Consider the following 15,641-nt stretch of genomic DNA (forward strand, 5'->3'; position numbering starts at 1 on the left):
ACAGCCCGAACTGTCCGGTGCAAGCGACGAAGGGGACATCAGCTCACGTAAAGCCCTCTCAGAACGTTACTTCCGCGCTCACCGGACACGTAACGGCCACAGCGCTGGCCGGTGATCGATCCTGCCGCCAGTGATACTGAGCCGATCATAAGTTTTGGGACTATCGGCTCTACACAGTGATGTAGGCCAGATGAGGGTCAGCGAAGAAACCGCGGACGATGTCGAAACGCTTCTGCAGCCGGCGCATGCCGCGATGCATGACCGCGGCCGGCTCGTGCTCATCAGCGACCGCCTCACGGGCCGTCCTGGCTTTGATGTTCTGGTTGACCCACTCATCGGGGTTGAGCTCGGGTGCGTAGGCGGGCAGGAAGAACAGGCGCAGCCGCCCGCCGGAGCGCGCGGTGAAGTCGCGGACCGCCCGGGCGGTGTGGATCGAGGAGCCGTCGACGATCAGGACGATCGGCCGGGTGATGGTCCGCAGCAGCTGCGTGCAGAACCCGAGGAACGCCCAGCGGTCCATCGAACCGTGCCCCAGCCGGTAACGCAGTGTGCCATCGGAGGCCAGGGCCGAGAACATCTTCACCGACCGGCGGCCCGCCCCCGCGTGCGCGACCGGAGTCTGCCCGACCACGCCCCAGGTGGTGCCCGAGCGGTGATCGACGCGCAGGCTCATCTCGTCGGCGAACAGCACCACCGCTCCCCGCCGGCGCGCGCCGCGGTGGATCCGCGGGAAGACCGCGCCCATCCATCGGGCGATGGCCGCCTCATCCCGCCGCGGCGACCGGTAGACCGGACGCTGCACCGACAGACCCAGTCCGTGCAGCAACCGTCCGGTCGCCGCCACCGACAATCCGATGCCGAACCAGGTGGAGATCACCATCGCCACCAGCGCCCGTGTCCACAGCACCACTGCGGTGCCCAGCACCTGGCGGGGCGTGACATCGCGCACCACCGCCTGGACGGTCTGCTCCTGGCCGGGCGAGAGCCGCCGCGGCCGGCCCGGCGCCTTCTTGATCCGCAGTGCCTCGGTGCCACCCGAGTGCGCCTGGCGTTTCCGCCGGGAGATCGATTCGCGGCCCACGCCCAGCGCCTCGGCCACCCGGTCCGGTGACATGTCCTGCTCCAGCAGTCGGAGGGCGAAGACCTTCTCCTCGAACGTCGCTCTGCGACCTTTCCTGGCCATGCTTCCAGGATGCTCCCGCCGGAATCCGATCTCCCGCTGCCCTCGAACATGTACCAAAACTTATGATCGGCTCAGTAGCTGTGCGTGCCCTTGCTAGCTCATGTTCCACCGCCGCCTGACCTGCGACAACGGACCTTACCGGCCCTCTCCAAAGCCATGATTCACCTCGCCATGATCGACCTGGTGATCGCCGCCATACGGGAGAATCCACTCCAACCCGGTGAAGCGCCTGATACCTGGACCAGACGAAACTTCCAGTACCAAAACACCCACTTTAAGTGGTGTCCGTGTGGGAATGGCTCCTCGAATGGTATCGATTCCGGCGTCCACCTCGGCGCTTTCGTCTACCCTGTCGTGAGAGTCTGTCTGTGGGGAGGAGCTGAAGTGGCAAAGACATTCGAGAGTGGCGACATTCCGCTGGCGGACCTACTCAACCAAGCACACCAGGGAGTACTGCAGCTACCCGATTTCCAGCGTGGGTGGGTCTGGGACGACGACCACATCGTGAGTCTGCTGGCCTCGGTATCTCGCTCGTTCCCGATCGGCGCTGTGATGACGTTGGAGACCGGAAACACTGACGTGCGATTCCAGCCCCGGTCACTCGAGGGAGTTCCGAATCCTACGGCCACGAACGACCCTAAGTACCTGTTGCTCGACGGGCAGCAGCGCACGACCTCGCTCTACCTGGCGCTTCGTTCCGGAGCACCGGTCCCGACTCGAGATACCCGGAAGAAGGACGTCGAGCGTTGGTACTTCGCCGACATCGATGCGTGCATAGACCCCGACGCCGACCGGAATGACGCCATCCTGTCGCTGCCGGCAGATAAGCGACGGGTGAATACCCGCGGCGACGTCGTGCTTGATGCCTCCACGATCAGGGTGCAGGTGCGGGCCGGCAAGGCGGGCCTCTTCCCACTCCACATCGTGCTCAACCCGGCTGCTACCACCGATTGGCAGCTTGCCTACTTAATGGCGGGAGCACCAGAGGAGCAGGTGAAAATATGGAAGAGATTCCAGGAGGCGCTGATCCTGCCGTTCCTTCAATACAGCGTTCCGCGGATCGCGCTTGATCAGAAAACGACCAAGGAGGCCGTCTGCCAGGTCTTCGAGAAGGTGAACACTGGCGGCGTCGAGCTGACGGTCTTTGAGCTGCTGACGGCGACGTACGCCGCAGAGAACTTTCGGTTACGCGACGATTGGGAGCGGCGGCAGGCGACCTGGGCAGACGAGCCGCTACTCGCAGATCTGGACGCCACGACCTTCCTGCAGATCGTCACGCTGCTCTGGACTCGTGGCCGCTGGGAGGAGCGCACCCGGGAACGTGTTCGCGGTGACCGCGTCCCCGCGGTGTCGGCCAAGCGCCGCGACATGCTGTCGCTTCCACTGAGCGAGTACCGGCGCTGGGCCGAGGCCGTCACCGAGGCGCTGCAGCGGGTGGTGCGGTTCCTTCATAGTGAGCGCATCTTCCGGGCCCGCGACCTCCCGTACAGTACCCAGCTAGTTCCCTTGACAGCGATCCTCACATTGCTCGGCGAAGTCGCGTTCACGCCGAAGCCAACCGCCAGGTTACGTCAGTGGTATTGGTGCGGGGTGTTCGGCGAATTGTACGGCGGCACCACTGACACCCGCTTCGCCAATGACCTGCAGGACGTGCTCGCGTGGGTTCAGGATGACGCCGAGGAGCCGCGCACGGTGCGCGACTCGCAGTTCCAAGCTGAACGACTACTAGGCTTGCGCACCCGCAACAGTGCCGCCTACAAGGGTCTCTACGCACTCGTGATGAAGCGAGGCGGTCGCGACTTCCGTACCGGGGAGACGATCGACGCGAAGGCGTACGCGGCTGACTCGATCGACATCCGCCATATCTTCCCCCAGAAATGGTGCGCAGCAAACGGCATTGACAGCGCGTACGCCAACTGCATCGTTAACAAGACCGCCATCGACGGGCAGACATGGGGATACATCGGCGCGAGCGCGCCGAGCAAATATCTGGCCGCGATCGAAACCGGTGAGAAGATAAGCCCGCAGGATTTGGACGCAATCATCACCAGCCACGACATCGACCCGGTCGCACTCCGTCAGGATGACTTCGGCGCCGTCTTCGACGCACGCTATGAACGGCTTATTCGGCAGATCGAGGATGCAACCGGCCGGCCGGTGAACCGGAGTGAGGGGCAGGGCAGTCCATTCGCCGGACAACGCACCGGTGCAGCGCTGGCACGTGGCATCAATTCGCTGATCAAGGCAGGGGAGAGCAAGGTCATCGAGTTCAAGTCGACCGGCCGCAAGAACCTCGCCACCGGGCAGAAGGATCGGGCAATAGAGTGGGCGGTGGTCAAGACGATCGCCGGCTTCATGAACGGTCACGGGGGCACACTGCTCGTCGGTGTCCAGGACGACGGGTCGGTGCTAGGCTTGGAAGAGGATTTAACCGTCTTCTCCAAGAAGAACACCGACGGCTGGGAGCAGTGGATGACCGAGCTGCTAATCCAGACCTTCGGGAAGGCTGTGACGGCCAACGTGACCGTCGCGTTCGGCACCATCAACGAATTCACCGTTGCCCGGATTGACGTTGCGCCTGCCTCAGAGCCGGTTTATACAACCAGGACGAAGACCGGCACAAAAGGAGCGGTATTCCTCGTCCGGCTCAACAATACGACGCACGAGCTCGACGGGCCCGAAGCGTCCAAGTATCAGCACGACCGGTGGTTCAAATAGTGAGACTTTTTCATCCTGAGTAGTGGTCCTCTTCGATGAGCTGCAGGACGAGGACGGCCTGGACGATCGCGGTGGCGCGGCGCGGGCAGCGGCGCAGCCGGACCAGCACCTTCCAGGCCTTCAGGGTCGCGGCGGCGCGTTCCCCGACCTGCGGGTGCCGAAAATTCATCCGTCCAGGTTAAGCCGCATGCCGGTACTCCTTGAGGACACCACCGAGTCGATCATGTCGGCGGACGTCGAGCCGGGCGATCCGGGCTGGGTTGGCGCCCGAGCTGGGTAGCGGTCGGAGCGGAGCGGCCTGGTGGAGGGCCCGGTGCGGCCGGTGACCGTTGTAGAACGCCTCGAGCTCGCGCAGGACATGGAGCAGATGGTGCTGGTTCCAGATATCAGGGTGCGGTCCAGCAGTTCGCGTCGGCAGGTCTGGATCCACCGCTCCATGATCGCGTTCATCCGGGGGATCCGTATGCCGGTCGTGACGACGTGGAGTCCGGCGTCGGCCAGCACCGTGTCGAAGGCCGCGGTGAACTTGGCATCGCGGTCGCGGATGAGGAACCTGGCTGTGCTGCCCGCATCCTGCAGGCCCATGACGGGGTTCCGGCCGAGCCCCGGGTGGCCCACTGGCCGGTGGGGTGCGCGGTGGCCTCGAGGATCCGGATGCGCCGGGTGGCGTGCTCGATGACGGCGAAGCCGTACAGCCGGGCCCCGGTCAGGGTGCGGACCTGGAAGAAGTCGCACGCCGGCAGGGCGTCCGCTTGACTACGGAGGAAATCGGCCCAGGCGGTGTGCTGTCGCTCGGGCGACGGGTCGATGCCGTGGACCTTCATAATCTCCCACACGGTGGAGGCGGCGACCGTGACGCCGAGGGCGGCCAGCTCGCCGTGGATGCGCCGGTATCCCCAGGAGGAATTCTTCCGGGCCAGGCGCAGCACCAGCAGGCGGATGGAGGAGAGGGCGCGTGGGTGCCCTCGACGTCGGGACGTGCGGGCTGCGGCGTCGCGGCGTCTGAGCAGGTCGCAGTGCCAGCGCAGGATGGTCTTCGGGCGTACCAGCAGCGCAAGGTGTCGCAGCTTACCCATCGACAGGTGACCGAGCAGTTCGGCGAGCACGAAGCGGTCGCCAGGGGTGAAGGCGGGCTTGGTCACCTGGTGCTGCAGGACCGTCAGCTGGTGCCGCAGCGCTTCAGATCTCGACCTCCTTGTCACGATCGCTTCCCGACACCAGCCGTAGGAACGTGAAGACGGTCGTCGCGGTGAGGTAGACCAGATGCAGCAGCACGACAGATCATCATGCTGCGGCGGTGCAGACCTCACGATCCCGAGACTCGAGGTATGTGATCATCAGTCAGCGTTCTGACCTGCGCGGATGAATTTTCGGCACCCACAACACGGTCGCGTCCCGGATGCGGTGTAAATAGATCACGAGCGTAGGTTCCGTACTGAACCGCCAAGTTCCGTACGAAGGAGTCCCACGCCCGTGACCCGTCGAGTATCCCCCATCCAGGCCATCCGCGCCGAAATCGACACCCTGTTCACCGACGGCCGCGACCTCGTCGAGGTCCTCGAAGACGTCGCCCGCCTGGGCGCCCGCCTGATCATCCAGACCGCCGTGGAAGCCGAGGTCGACGCCTTCCTCGGCCGCGCCCGCTACCAGCGCGCCACAGCGGCCGGCGAGGAGACGATGGTGCGGCCCGGCTACCGTAACGGCCACTGCCCCACCACCATCAAGACCACCAGCGGACCGATCACCATCGCCCGCCCCAAACTCCGCGGCACCACCGAGGCCTTCGCCTCCCGCCTGTTCGGCACCGGCGTCACCCGCACCCACGCCCTGGAGACCCTCGTCATCGCCTCCTTCGTACGCGGCCTGTCGGTCCGCGACGTCGAAGCGACCCTCGCCGACGCCCTCGGCCCCGAGGCCGCCCTGTCCAAGTCGACGGTCTCGGCCATCTGCCAGGCCATCGTCACCGAATACGACACCTGGTGCCGGCGCGACCTGACCGGCATCGAGCTGGACTACCTGTTCCTCGACGCCTCGCATTTCAAGATGCACGACGGCGCCCGCGCCGAACCGGTGCTGGCCGCCTGGGGCATCACCACCGCCGGCAAGCCCGTCTTCGTCGGCCTGGCCGCCGCCGGATCCGAATCCACCGACGCCTGGGGCGACTTCCTGGCCGATCTCGTCGGCCGCGGCCTACGTCCGCCGCTGCTGGTCGTCTCCGACGGCGCGCCCGGGCTGATCAGCGCGGTCGAGCAGGTCTTCCCCGCATCGCTGCGCCAGCGCTGCCTCGTTCACCGCCTGCGCAACATCGCCGCCAAGGTCTCATCCGCCGACCAGGCCGCGGTCAAGGCCGCCTACTGGAGCATCTTCGACCTGGCAGGCCTCGACGAGGCGACTCTCGCGCCCGGCCAGCACCTGGTCGAGCTCATCCAGGTTCGCATCGACGCCTTCGCCGAGATGTGGGGCCGCCCCTATCCAGCGGCGGTCAAGAGCCTGCTGACCGACCGCCACAGCCTGACGACCTACCTGCGCTTCCCGATCGAGCACCACAAGCGCGTGCGCCACTCCAACTTCATCGAGCGGACCTTCGGCGAGACCCGCCGCCGCGTGAAGGTGATCGGCCGCTTCCCCGGCGAGACCTCCTGCGTGTCCCTGGTCTGGGCGGTGCTGGACCGGGCCTCACGCGGTTGGCGCGGTTTCACCATGACCCCGGCCGGGCTGCGCGTCCTGCAGGACCTGCGGCGCGCTCTCCTGCACCCGCCGACCCGGCTTCACCCCGCCGACCAGCCGGCCTTGGCAGCGACTGTCGAGGCCGCTTAAGATCCACCCACGGCACCTACCTCGTCGAGCTTTTTACACCGCTCCGAGGACGCGACCCACAACACTGAAACGCGTTTCAACCCAGATGCTCAATAGTGACGTTGCTCCAGTGTTGTGCAAGATACTCCGCGACCAGCCGACGGTGACAATGGTGCGCCTTGTCTTCGCTGCAGAGCAGGACCGCGTCACCAAGTAGCTCCTGCGGGACGATTTCCTCAATGCGACGGTTCTTCATGAGTTCCAAGAAACGATCCTCATAGACCGCCCAGCTGACGCCATGCTTCTTGTAGTCGTCGAGCATGGTTTGCGTCGGCGCCAGATCGAGGCGGTGAGAGTATCCGACATCGCAGATCTCACCGAGGAAATATTTCAAGTCGTCACGTTTGGCGAAACCCGCCAGTTGCGAGACATTGTTCAAGCGGACATCGACGAGCGTTGCCACTCCAGCCTCACGCAACAGCCCAAAGAATTGCTCGGCGGTCTTCTTCGTGAAGCCAATAGTAAAGATCTTCATCTTTCTAGTGTCCTCTTGAAGCGAAGTCTTCATTGAAATATGCGATTCGGCGTTCCTGACGACTCAGGGCTTCCTCTAGGCGTTCGGCCGGCGTGTAGAGCAGATCGTCCTCCTCTATGCCGAATTTAGTCATGAGACGCCGCATCGCCAAAGCATGGCTCTCAGCATGCCCGTCCCCGTGGATATGGTCGACAGCGGCCCCGTATTCTGAGATCACTCGCGCGATAAGGATCGTGCGGTGGCAGTCAAGCGGCTCCTGCTCGGTGCACATGATGGCGATCCGCTCGATCTCGGCACCCTTCAGCAGGCGCGCGATGCCGTTGGTGAATTCAGCGGTCCGTGCTAGGCGCTTGTACTGCACCCGCCCATCGATATAGCAGTCGGGGTCGTTCGTGCGCGCTCCGAGTTCCTTGCCGAGGAACACGTACTTTATGCCGGCATCGCACAGACTACGATTTATCGCATCTCGGTTAAACTGAGGGGCGAACCGGCTGACGGGTATCGAGCGCACGTCTGCAACCGCCGTGATCCCGTGCCGCCGAAGTAGATCCCGGAAGACCGAGAAGCTGTGTGTGGAGTGGCCGATTGTGAACAGGGGGCCGGATTTCATGTTCTGCTACCTGTTTCGATCTTTGCACGCTCAATGATGGCCGCAACCAGTTTGTAAGCGTATTCTTTGTACGGTTCGCCAAGGCTCACCGTGATGAAGGATTCACCCAGTTCGTAGCCGCCATCCGCCTTAGCGAGGTACTCTCGCTCGTACTCCGGATCCGTCACTCGCAGTATATACGTAGATCCTGCATACATAAAACGCGCACTCACGGCCCGTCTTGTATTGTCGGGCGCCGCACCGGAGGTGTGCACCTGTAATCTCAAACGGCCGACCCGGATGAGCTTCAGCGAGTCCTTCAGAGTGACCGTTTGCGCGATCGGCACGCGGTCATTGCCTCCACGGTACGTGCTGTACCCGTTAACCCATAAAGACTCCGGGCGCTGTTCGAGTGTGAGAAGTTCATCCCATCCGACCCGGCCGACATTCATCCAGTAGTAGCCAGGGTCAAGGAGCCAGTTCTCGCGCTGATAGTCGTGCGGTTGAGGCTGGAGAAGCGGCACGGATATGATATCGAGAACACGCGGGTCCGATCCGTCTTCGTACCGCTGATCCTCCAAGGAGACCTCGCCGTGTTGACGGTCACTAACGGGGCGCACCCACTCTTGGCCGCCCTCAACGATCCCCGCGACACATCTCCCCCAGTTTTTACGGGAGTTCGCCAGACACACGAGCGTCTTGACCGTCGTCACGCATACCTCCGCAAAAGATGCATCAGACCCATGCGGAACAGTAACGTAAAGAACCGACACAGAACAGTCGTCGCCGCCTTCCACCGGGACTGCACGAGCAACTGCCCTGTCGCAGATTCAATGCCGATGAAACGTCCCGCAACGTCATGCCGAGCCATGCGTGACGTCGACAAGCCGTTGAGTGTGCGGTGTTTTCGGGGCTGTCGCCGCTGGTCATGGAGGACGTGACCGATAAGGGCGAACAGATCTGGGTGGGGGCACGAACCCCGGACCAGCCGGCCACCTGCCCAGAGGGCTCCGGCCTGTACCGCGTCGAAACTCGTCGCACGAGGCTTGACCTGGAACTTCACCGAAGCAGGTGACCTTTGGCGGTCGACAGTGAATAATGGTCAAGGGCCCTATGTTTGCTCGGTGTTTGCTCGTGTGTCCTGATACGGCGTGGCATGTGGTGTCACGGCCCGGCAGAACGACAAGGACACTGGCGGATAAAACGGCACAAGACGACAGGTCACGACACCGGATGGCATTGAACCCGTCGACTTTTAATCCGTAGGTTCTGGGTTCGAGTCCCAGGCGCCCTACCAGTCGTGAGCAGGAACTTAGGCTCTGACCTGGGCCTTCGTTCCTGGTCACTTCCCCCGGCACATGCAGTCGAGTGCAGCCGGATGCAGTTGCCTGCCACCGGTCGCGGAACATACGCGGAATGGAACCGCGCCCGTCCGTCCAGGTCAGCACCCGGATTCCGGGAGCCGCCGGAACGGTTCCGCGCGTCTCCGAAGCAGGATCCGCGCTCCCGAAGCACTGCCCAAGCCCCCCAAGTCGGTGCTGACCTACGAGATCACGTAGGAGATCCACACCCGACCTCAGGATCAGCCCCCGCACATGGTGAAGGACCCCGAGGCTTGCCCGAGGTCCTTCACCGCGTTCCGCCGTCACGGCTGTCACGTCGTGAGCGCTTCCATGATCCGCTTGTTGGCCGTCTCGTGCTGCCCGTCGATGCACTTGGCGTAGACCCGAAGGAGCACGTCCACCCCGTGGCCGGCCCGCTCGGCGACCTCCGGGGCATGGACTCCGGCGTTCAGCCAGAGGGACACCGCCGCGTGCCGCAGATCGTACGGCCGACCCGCCAGCGGCGAGGCCACCTGATCGGGGGTGAAGGCGTACATGCGCGCCTGCTTCCAGACCATCGAGACCGTCGAGCCGGGGAAGCTCTTACCGCTCCGGGTCCGAAACAGCCTCCCGTCCTCGGCGACGCCGTACCGGTCGATGTGCTCACGGAGAACGGTCACCAGCTCCGGCGGGATCGGCACGCGCCGAGTCGCCTTGCGGCCCCGATGCTTGAGGCCGCGCTCGTCGTTGGCCTCCCCCGAGTCGGTGTAGCGCGTGTTGCTCTCCGGCCGGGTCGTCTCCAGGGTCAGGACACCCCAGCCCGTTGCCGGAAGGTCGCAGTTCGCCTCGCGGAGCCCGGCCGCCTCAGCCGGGCGGAGGCCGGCGAAGTACATGCAGGCGAACATGGCCGCCATCATCGGCCCCCGGGTACGGCCCGCATACGTCACCGCGACCAGGAGCCGGCGGGCCTGCTCCGGACTGACCACCGAACGCCGGTCGATCTCGCCCGTCGCCTTGACCTTGCGGAACTTGACCTTGTGGATCGGATTTACCGAAAGCTCTCCCAGCTCTACGGCGTACTCCAGGACCTGATGGAAGACGGCCCGCTTCCGCCGGTAGGTCGAAGCCGCCGCGGCCGTGCCGTCCAGGCGCAGAGAGATGGCCTCCAAGGCCGCCCGGGTGTGCTGGGGATCCTCCAACGCGCTCAGGGGCAGTGAAGCCGCTTCCAGCCACCGCACCACCCTCAGGACCTTCGGCGAGGGAGCCGGACGGCGGTCCTCCGGCACGAAGGAGTACTCAAGCAACGTCCGCCGGATCTCCTCGTCATCGGGACGACCGGGCACGTCACCCGTCAGGACAGGGGTGACGTAGGCGAGGGAGTCGGTCATGCCCTCGCGGGTCTTGGCCGCCGAGTGAGGCCACCAGGCGTGGACGTAGGCCACGGCCAGGGAGTACCAGGTGCGCGTGTCCTTGGCCTTGACCATCGAGCCGGGAAGACCGCTCTCCAGGTCGAACGCCTCCCCGTTCCTGGCCGCCTGGCGCAGGTCGGACAGGAAGCTCTCGGCGAGCCCCTTGGTCTTGAAGGTCGAGGACTTCTCCCCGTTGTCCACAGTCCACCGGACGGTGTGGGAAACGATGCGGGGTTTCTTGCCCACACCCTGGGGTCGGGTGTTGGTGCGGATGCCCCAGAACTTGACCTTGTACGAGGTGTTCACGCGGCCTCCCGGAGGGATTCGAGCCAGGCTTCGAACTCGCTCCGGTACAGCCGGAGGTCGCCGTTGGGCAGCCGGAACCCTGCGGGGAACTTGCCGATCTCGCGCCAGCGGTAGAAGGTGCGGACCGAGATCCCGCCCAGCTCTTCGAGGATCTCGGGAACGGTCATCAACTCGTCCCTCTTCTTCACGCCGCCACCTCCAGTCCGGGAGTTGCCGAAAGATCCGGCTCGGGTCGTCCTTCTGCTCTGGCTTGGAGTTCGAGGAGCCGGGCGCGGGTGCGCTGGCGGTTGGCGACGCCGCGCAGGAGTCGTTTGGCCAGCGGGGTGCGGGTCGGGTCGTTGGTGGAGACCGGCTTCCACAGGTAGCGGTGCGGGTCGTTCTGGGTGGGGTCGTCGGCCAGGCCGAGCGCGTCGAGGACCCAGGCCCGGCGATCCTGCTTGTGCTCGCGCAGGGTCTTGTTGGACCACTTGCGCGAGACCAGGACCCGCCGGCCCGCGTAGCCGAGGTGCTCGGGCTTGTGCGCCTTGCTGCGGCACCGGCCAGGAGCCATCCCGGCTTTGGCGCCCTTGGGCTGCACGCCATAGCGGAGCCAGTTCGCGCACGATGGCGAGCAGGGCTCGTAGCGCAGCGCCTCCACCATGCGGGCCGCGTGGTCTCTCCGAGCGGAGTCGTCAGCGTCGAGCGTCTCGCCGAGGCTCTTGGTCAGGTACTTGGACAGGTAGCGGATGCACTGGTCGGCGTCCGGGGTCCCGGCGAGCACGCCTTGGACGTCGACCTGGTCACCGAAGCGGAGCACGTGCAGGGGTTCGGCCGCCTCGTCCTGGTCGAGCCGGTCGAGCGCCTCGTCCCAGGTGGGCAGGACCTCCCGGTCTCAGGGTCGAGGTAGTCGCCGTCCTGCCCGTCCGGGTAGGCGGTGCCGTCGTCGGGGAGATCGGCGCGCGAGCTCCACACCGGTAGGTGGTCGCCTGCGAAGCGGACTTCATCGACGGCCGGCCACCACACCTGGTGGTAGGTCGCGGCGGCGATGGCCTTGATCTCCGCGCGGGGCAGGGTGCCCCGGATCGCCATGTGCAGATGCGGTGCGAGCCGCTTCTGAGGCTCGACGGTGGCGAAGTACTGCACGTCATAGCCCGCCACCCGGCGGAGGTTCTGCACGAACCGGTCGACCAGCTTGGAGAAGTGCAGCGCATCCCGGGCCGCCCGCCGGTAGTCGTAGGTGCTCGGGTCGACCGGCACGCCTTGGCCCGCCCGGATGCGTCCGTAGGACGGCAGGGTGAGCGTGATGAACATCGACGGCCGGTAGACCCTCCCATCGGTGCCGGTGAAGGCCCGGCCGAGCGTGGTGGGGCTCATGGCCCGCTTGGGCAGGTCCGGGGCGTCCTGCCGCCTGCGGGTGGAGCGGGAGCGCTTGGGGACCGTCCGGCCGGAGAGGCTGCCGCGCATGCCCGCCTGGTTGATCTCGGCGTCGATGGCGCTGATCGCCTGCTCCCAGTCGGCGACCTCCTCGGTATGCCCGTCGCGTTCGGCCGCATCGCGCTTGGCCTGCACGTCGGCGCGGAACTCGATCAGCCAGCGCTGCTCTTCGGTGGAGGGGTCCGGCTCGCTGATCGGCTCGTGGTCGAGGTGCCAGCCTTCCCGGCATTGGGCCATGCGCAGGTAGCGGTTGCGCTTGGCGCACGGCGGGCACTTGGCCTCCTGCGTGGCGCCGCAGGGGACGTCGAAGGGTTCTTCCTGGCCGGTGAGGACGTCGAGCCGCCGCAGTTCGATCGGGCGGATGCACACACCGTTGAGCTTGGCCACCTCGATCGCCACGTCCAGGGCGACGGGCAGCCGGTCACGAACGGTGCGGGCGAGCCGGGGATGGGAGGCGTCCACCGCAGCGGCGGACTCGACGGTCGAAGGGATCGAAGGGACGGGGGTGGAGGTGTCGGTCACATGGCCTCCTTCCGGTCGATCAGGTCGGCGCATAGCCGGTAGGCGGAGCTGTAGGGGTCACGGCGCAGCCGGACGTTGACGAGGTCGAAGCAGAACGTCAGCTCGACACGGGCGGGCCGGCCGTCACGATCACGCAGGCGCAGCGCCAGAGCGTCGAGGTCGGCGGAGTCACCCTGAATGGTGATCTTCATCAGGCGGCCTCCTCCATCTGGAACAGGGCGACCATGTCGCGGATGTCGGCATCGGAGACGTAGGCCGCGCGGACCCGGATCGGGTCGGGCGAGGCTTCCAGCCGCACATACGCCACCCCGGCACCCTCCTGCGGGACGGAGGAGATGTGATCGGCCAGCGCGCCCCGGTCGCGGGCACCGTCCCCGAGCACCATGTCCACCTGCTCGGACTCATCGAGGCGGAGAGCGATCTTGTCGGGGAACAGGTTGCGGATCGTCAGCACGTCCTTGCGCGGGTCCTGGAGCGCGGCCAGGACGCCGAAGCCGACCGCCCGCCCCTGCGTGGTGAGCGTCGCCAGCGCGGCGGAGATGCGCTGCTTCAAGGCCCGATCGGACTGGTAGGCGGTCAGGAACGCGACCTCGTCCACGATCACCAGGACGAACGGGTCCTCCACGGTGGGGACGTGGTCGCGCTGGACGCCGGCGAACTTCTCGGCGCGCTTTTGCATGCGCTCCACCGCCTCATCCAGCAGATCGGCGCAGTCGGCCGGGGACGCGGCGTAGCGGGTGAACAGGGGCCGGCCGAAGGACAGCTCCATGAGCTTGGGATCCAGCCCCCACAGCTCGGCGACGCCGGTCCACACGGCCGGGATCAGGGCGCGGATGACCGACCACAGGATGGAGCCCTTCCCGGCCCCGGTCGCCCCGGCGGCCAGGACGTGGGTGCCGTGGACCTTGAGCCGCCAGGGCCGTCCGTCCTCGCGGATGCCGATCTCGACCGGTCCGATCGACACCGTCTCCGGCAGCGGTAACGCTGGTAGGGGGACGGCGAGCGGGTCGCGGCGGGGGAAGGTCAGCAGCAGCCGTCCCGCACGAGCCACCGAGACCCGGCAGGAGGTCGCGCCGAAGCCGTGCGCCAGGTGCTCGATGCGGTCGGCCCAGTCTTTGACCGCTTGGCCGGTGAGCATGTCGACCGTGACCAGGTCGGCCCAGGAGGTGCAGCGCACGGCCACCAGGTGGGGCACGTAGTCTCGGCCGCCCGCATGCCGCGCCAGGCCCGAGATGGTCATGACCGCGTGCCAGTGCCGCCGATACACCCAGGCCAGCCGCCAGAAGGCCAGCAGCCGCCAGCCGATCCAGGCGTTGAAGGTCGCCCGGTCGAACAGCGCCCACGGCAGGAGCACCGAGACCGGAAGCCAGACGACGAGCAGGGCGACGCGCCAGCCGTACAGCCAGGTCACCGCGGCCGGGACGGCGAGGACGGCGGTGGCGATCGGATGCCGCCAGACCATGCGGACGAGACCGGCGAGCGCCCGCCAGACGAAGATGACGATGGTGATGATCACCGGGGTCCGCACGACGGCCGGACGGAACACCACGGCGGTATCGGGAGTGGTCGTAACGAGGCCGGTGACCTGGTCACCGGGCAGTTTCTTGAACATTAGACTTCAGTCCTCTCTTGAATCGCATCTGGGGAGACCAGGGGCCGCCGGAATGCCAGTTCCAGCGGCCCCGCTTTCGTTGTCAGGCCGCGATGTCCTTGCCGGCCGGGGCGTGCTTGGCCGGGGCGGCGGTGCGGGGAGCCCGCATGGACGTGGCGCGGATGGAGTAGGCCAGGCGGCCGGTGGACTGGTTGACGTACGGGGTGACGGTCATGCCGTCGAACTCGACCGGGGTGATCGGCAGGCCGGGCACCGGGGGCGGGGGCACCGGCTGGACGGGGGCGAGGATCTTGACCTGCGCCTGCCGAAAATTACATCCGTGCAGTTCAAGCGGCATGTGAGTATTCGTGGAGGACTCCGCCGAGCCGGTCCCGTCTGCGTACGCTCAGCTCGGCGATGCGCGTCGGATCCGTGATCGGGTCCGGGACGGCGCGTAGCGGGGCCGCTTGTTCCAGGGCCTGATGGGCCCGGTGCCGGTTGTAGAAGTGTTCGTACTCCCGTAGCGCGTGCCGTAGATGGCGTTCGTTCCATACCAGGCAGCGATCGAGCAGCTCGCGGCGGCATGACTGCACCCACCGCTCCATGACCGCGTTCATCCGCGGGACTCGGACACCGGTGAGCACGGTCCGGATCCCGGCCTCGGCCAAGATCTCGTCCATGAGGGCGAGGAACTTCCCGTCCCGGTCCCGGATCAGATAGCGCGCCCGGCAACCGGCCTCTTCCAGGTCCATCACGAGGTTCTTCATCGCCTGGACGACCCAGGCCGCGGTCGGATGGGCGGTGGTGCCCAGCACGCGGACGCGCCGGCTGGCGTGCTCGATGACGGCCAGGATGTACTGGCGCTGCCCCGTGAGGGTGACGGTCTCAATGAAGTCGCAGGCCAGCAGCGCCTCGGCTTGGGAGCGCAGGAAGTCGGCCCAGGTGACAGACGCTCGTTCAGGGGACGGATCTATGCCTTCCTGGTTGAGGATCTCCCACACGGTGGAGGGTGCGACCGTGATGCCGAGCACGGCCAGCTCGCCGTGGATGCGCCGGTATCCCCAGGAGGGGTTCTCCCGGACCAGGCGCAGGATGAGCGCTCGGATGGAGCGGACCGTGGGCGGGCGCCCCGGCCGCCTGGGCTTACTGATGCGGGCGTGCCGCCGTCTCATCAGATCGCGGTGCCAGTGCAAGACGCAAGGCCGCGTAGTTAAGCCGTGATCCCTGCTGTCGACTTGGCTGTTTCTGCAGGTCGAG

At 66.1% G+C, this 15,641-nt stretch carries 15 protein-coding genes and 1 pseudogene; 2 read left to right on the top strand and 14 right to left on the bottom strand.

Annotation, left to right across the window (positions count from 1 at the left end):
- Positions 1 to 169: 169 nt before the first annotated feature.
- Positions 170 to 1,183 (bottom strand): IS630 family transposase, encoded by a 1,014-nt coding sequence (locus IEZ06_RS34205; RefSeq protein ID WP_189240814.1) that lies wholly within the window; start codon positions 1,181 to 1,183, stop codon positions 170 to 172.
- Between the two features lie 384 nt (positions 1,184 to 1,567).
- On the opposite strand from IEZ06_RS34205, the gene IEZ06_RS34210 reads away from it, so the two are divergent.
- Complete coding sequence (locus tag IEZ06_RS34210; RefSeq protein WP_189240815.1) at positions 1,568 to 3,901, top strand: GmrSD restriction endonuclease domain-containing protein; 2,334 nt, start codon at positions 1,568 to 1,570, stop codon at positions 3,899 to 3,901.
- 10 nt (positions 3,902 to 3,911) lie between these two features.
- Here the strand turns inward: IEZ06_RS34210 and IEZ06_RS34215 are convergent.
- Together IEZ06_RS34215 and IEZ06_RS34220 are read right to left on the bottom strand one after the other, a co-directional pair.
- Positions 3,912 to 4,052, bottom strand: a pseudogene (locus tag IEZ06_RS34215) (IS5/IS1182 family transposase); the annotation flags it as partial.
- A gap of 295 nt (positions 4,053 to 4,347) precedes the next feature.
- Complete coding sequence (locus IEZ06_RS34220; protein WP_203872372.1) at positions 4,348 to 5,103, bottom strand: helix-turn-helix domain-containing protein; 756 nt, start codon at positions 5,101 to 5,103, stop codon at positions 4,348 to 4,350.
- A 271-nt stretch (positions 5,104 to 5,374) separates the two neighbouring features.
- Here IEZ06_RS34220 and IEZ06_RS34225 point away from each other — a divergent pair, with 271 nt between their 5' ends.
- Positions 5,375 to 6,718 carry an IS256 family transposase gene (locus IEZ06_RS34225; protein WP_189240816.1) on the top strand — a complete coding sequence of 448 codons (1,344 nt, stop codon included), beginning with the start codon at positions 5,375 to 5,377 and terminating at the stop codon, positions 6,716 to 6,718.
- 76 nt (positions 6,719 to 6,794) lie between these two features.
- On the opposite strand, the gene IEZ06_RS34230 is transcribed toward IEZ06_RS34225, so the two are convergent.
- The 11 genes from IEZ06_RS34230 to IEZ06_RS34275 all read right to left on the bottom strand — a co-directional run bounded on the left by IEZ06_RS34230 (position 6,795) and on the right by IEZ06_RS34275 (position 15,556).
- Entirely contained in the window at positions 6,795 to 7,232 is a 438-nt protein-coding gene (locus IEZ06_RS34230) for a DUF488 domain-containing protein (protein WP_189240817.1), read from the bottom strand.
- Between the two features lie 4 nt (positions 7,233 to 7,236).
- Positions 7,237 to 7,842, bottom strand: a complete 606-nt coding sequence (locus tag IEZ06_RS34235) for a DUF488 domain-containing protein (RefSeq protein WP_189240818.1) — start codon at positions 7,840 to 7,842, stop codon at positions 7,237 to 7,239.
- Positions 7,839 to 8,534, bottom strand: a complete 696-nt coding sequence (locus tag IEZ06_RS34240; protein WP_189240819.1) for a dual OB domain-containing protein — start codon at positions 8,532 to 8,534, stop codon at positions 7,839 to 7,841. The genes IEZ06_RS34235 and IEZ06_RS34240 overlap by 4 nt, the downstream gene beginning before the upstream one ends.
- Positions 8,535 to 9,475: 941 nt before the next feature.
- Positions 9,476 to 10,858: a site-specific integrase gene (locus tag IEZ06_RS34245; protein WP_189240820.1), complete on the bottom strand. Its 1,383-nt coding sequence runs from the start codon at positions 10,856 to 10,858 to the stop codon at positions 9,476 to 9,478.
- Positions 10,855 to 11,046 (bottom strand): helix-turn-helix transcriptional regulator, encoded by a 192-nt coding sequence (locus tag IEZ06_RS34250; RefSeq protein ID WP_203872373.1) that lies wholly within the window; start codon positions 11,044 to 11,046, stop codon positions 10,855 to 10,857. The genes IEZ06_RS34245 and IEZ06_RS34250 overlap by 4 nt, the downstream gene beginning before the upstream one ends.
- The gene (locus tag IEZ06_RS37805; protein WP_373293986.1) at positions 11,043 to 11,654 is read right to left on the bottom strand and encodes a replication initiator; all 612 of its coding nucleotides are present in this window, start codon (positions 11,652 to 11,654) and stop codon (positions 11,043 to 11,045) included. The genes IEZ06_RS34250 and IEZ06_RS37805 overlap by 4 nt, the downstream gene beginning before the upstream one ends.
- Positions 11,561 to 12,793: a replication initiator gene (locus IEZ06_RS34255; RefSeq protein WP_373293987.1), complete on the bottom strand. Its 1,233-nt coding sequence runs from the start codon at positions 12,791 to 12,793 to the stop codon at positions 11,561 to 11,563. Before IEZ06_RS34255 ends, IEZ06_RS37805 begins: the two co-directional genes overlap by 94 nt.
- Complete coding sequence (locus tag IEZ06_RS34260) at positions 12,790 to 12,984, bottom strand: hypothetical protein (protein ID WP_189240821.1); 195 nt, start codon at positions 12,982 to 12,984, stop codon at positions 12,790 to 12,792. Before IEZ06_RS34260 ends, IEZ06_RS34255 begins: the two co-directional genes overlap by 4 nt.
- On the bottom strand, positions 12,984 to 14,405 hold the full coding sequence (locus tag IEZ06_RS34265) for an FtsK/SpoIIIE domain-containing protein (RefSeq protein WP_189240822.1): 1,422 nt from the start codon (positions 14,403 to 14,405) through the stop codon (positions 12,984 to 12,986). The genes IEZ06_RS34260 and IEZ06_RS34265 overlap by 1 nt, the downstream gene beginning before the upstream one ends.
- A gap of 82 nt (positions 14,406 to 14,487) precedes the next feature.
- A complete protein-coding gene (locus IEZ06_RS34270) occupies positions 14,488 to 14,673 on the bottom strand; it encodes a hypothetical protein (protein WP_229799094.1) in 186 nt (61 codons plus the stop codon).
- Between the two features lie 58 nt (positions 14,674 to 14,731).
- A complete protein-coding gene (locus IEZ06_RS34275) occupies positions 14,732 to 15,556 on the bottom strand; it encodes an integrase core domain-containing protein (protein ID WP_229799096.1) in 825 nt (274 codons plus the stop codon).
- Positions 15,557 to 15,641: the final 85 nt, after the last annotated feature.

Origin of the sequence: Planomonospora antibiotica, assembly GCF_014647955.1 — a bacterium.
In the GTDB taxonomy this organism is placed as follows: Bacteria; Actinomycetota; Actinomycetes; order Streptosporangiales; family Streptosporangiaceae; genus Planomonospora; species Planomonospora parontospora.

What these genes read in the sequence shown, in the direction of transcription:
- IEZ06_RS34230 (WP_189240817.1), bottom strand. Translation starts at nt 7,232, where the DNA reads ATGAAGATCTTTACTATTGGCTTCACGAAGAAGACCGCCGAGCAATTC.
- IEZ06_RS34265 (WP_189240822.1), bottom strand. Translation starts at nt 14,405, where the DNA reads ATGTTCAAGAAACTGCCCGGTGACCAGGTCACCGGCCTCGTTACGACC.
- IEZ06_RS34235 (WP_189240818.1), bottom strand. Translation starts at nt 7,842, where the DNA reads ATGAAATCCGGCCCCCTGTTCACAATCGGCCACTCCACACACAGCTTC.
- IEZ06_RS34260 (WP_189240821.1), bottom strand. Translation starts at nt 12,984, where the DNA reads ATGAAGATCACCATTCAGGGTGACTCCGCCGACCTCGACGCTCTGGCG.
- IEZ06_RS34205 (WP_189240814.1), bottom strand. Translation starts at nt 1,183, where the DNA reads ATGGCCAGGAAAGGTCGCAGAGCGACGTTCGAGGAGAAGGTCTTCGCC.
- IEZ06_RS34275 (WP_229799096.1), bottom strand. Translation starts at nt 15,556, where the DNA reads ATGAGACGGCGGCACGCCCGCATCAGTAAGCCCAGGCGGCCGGGGCGC.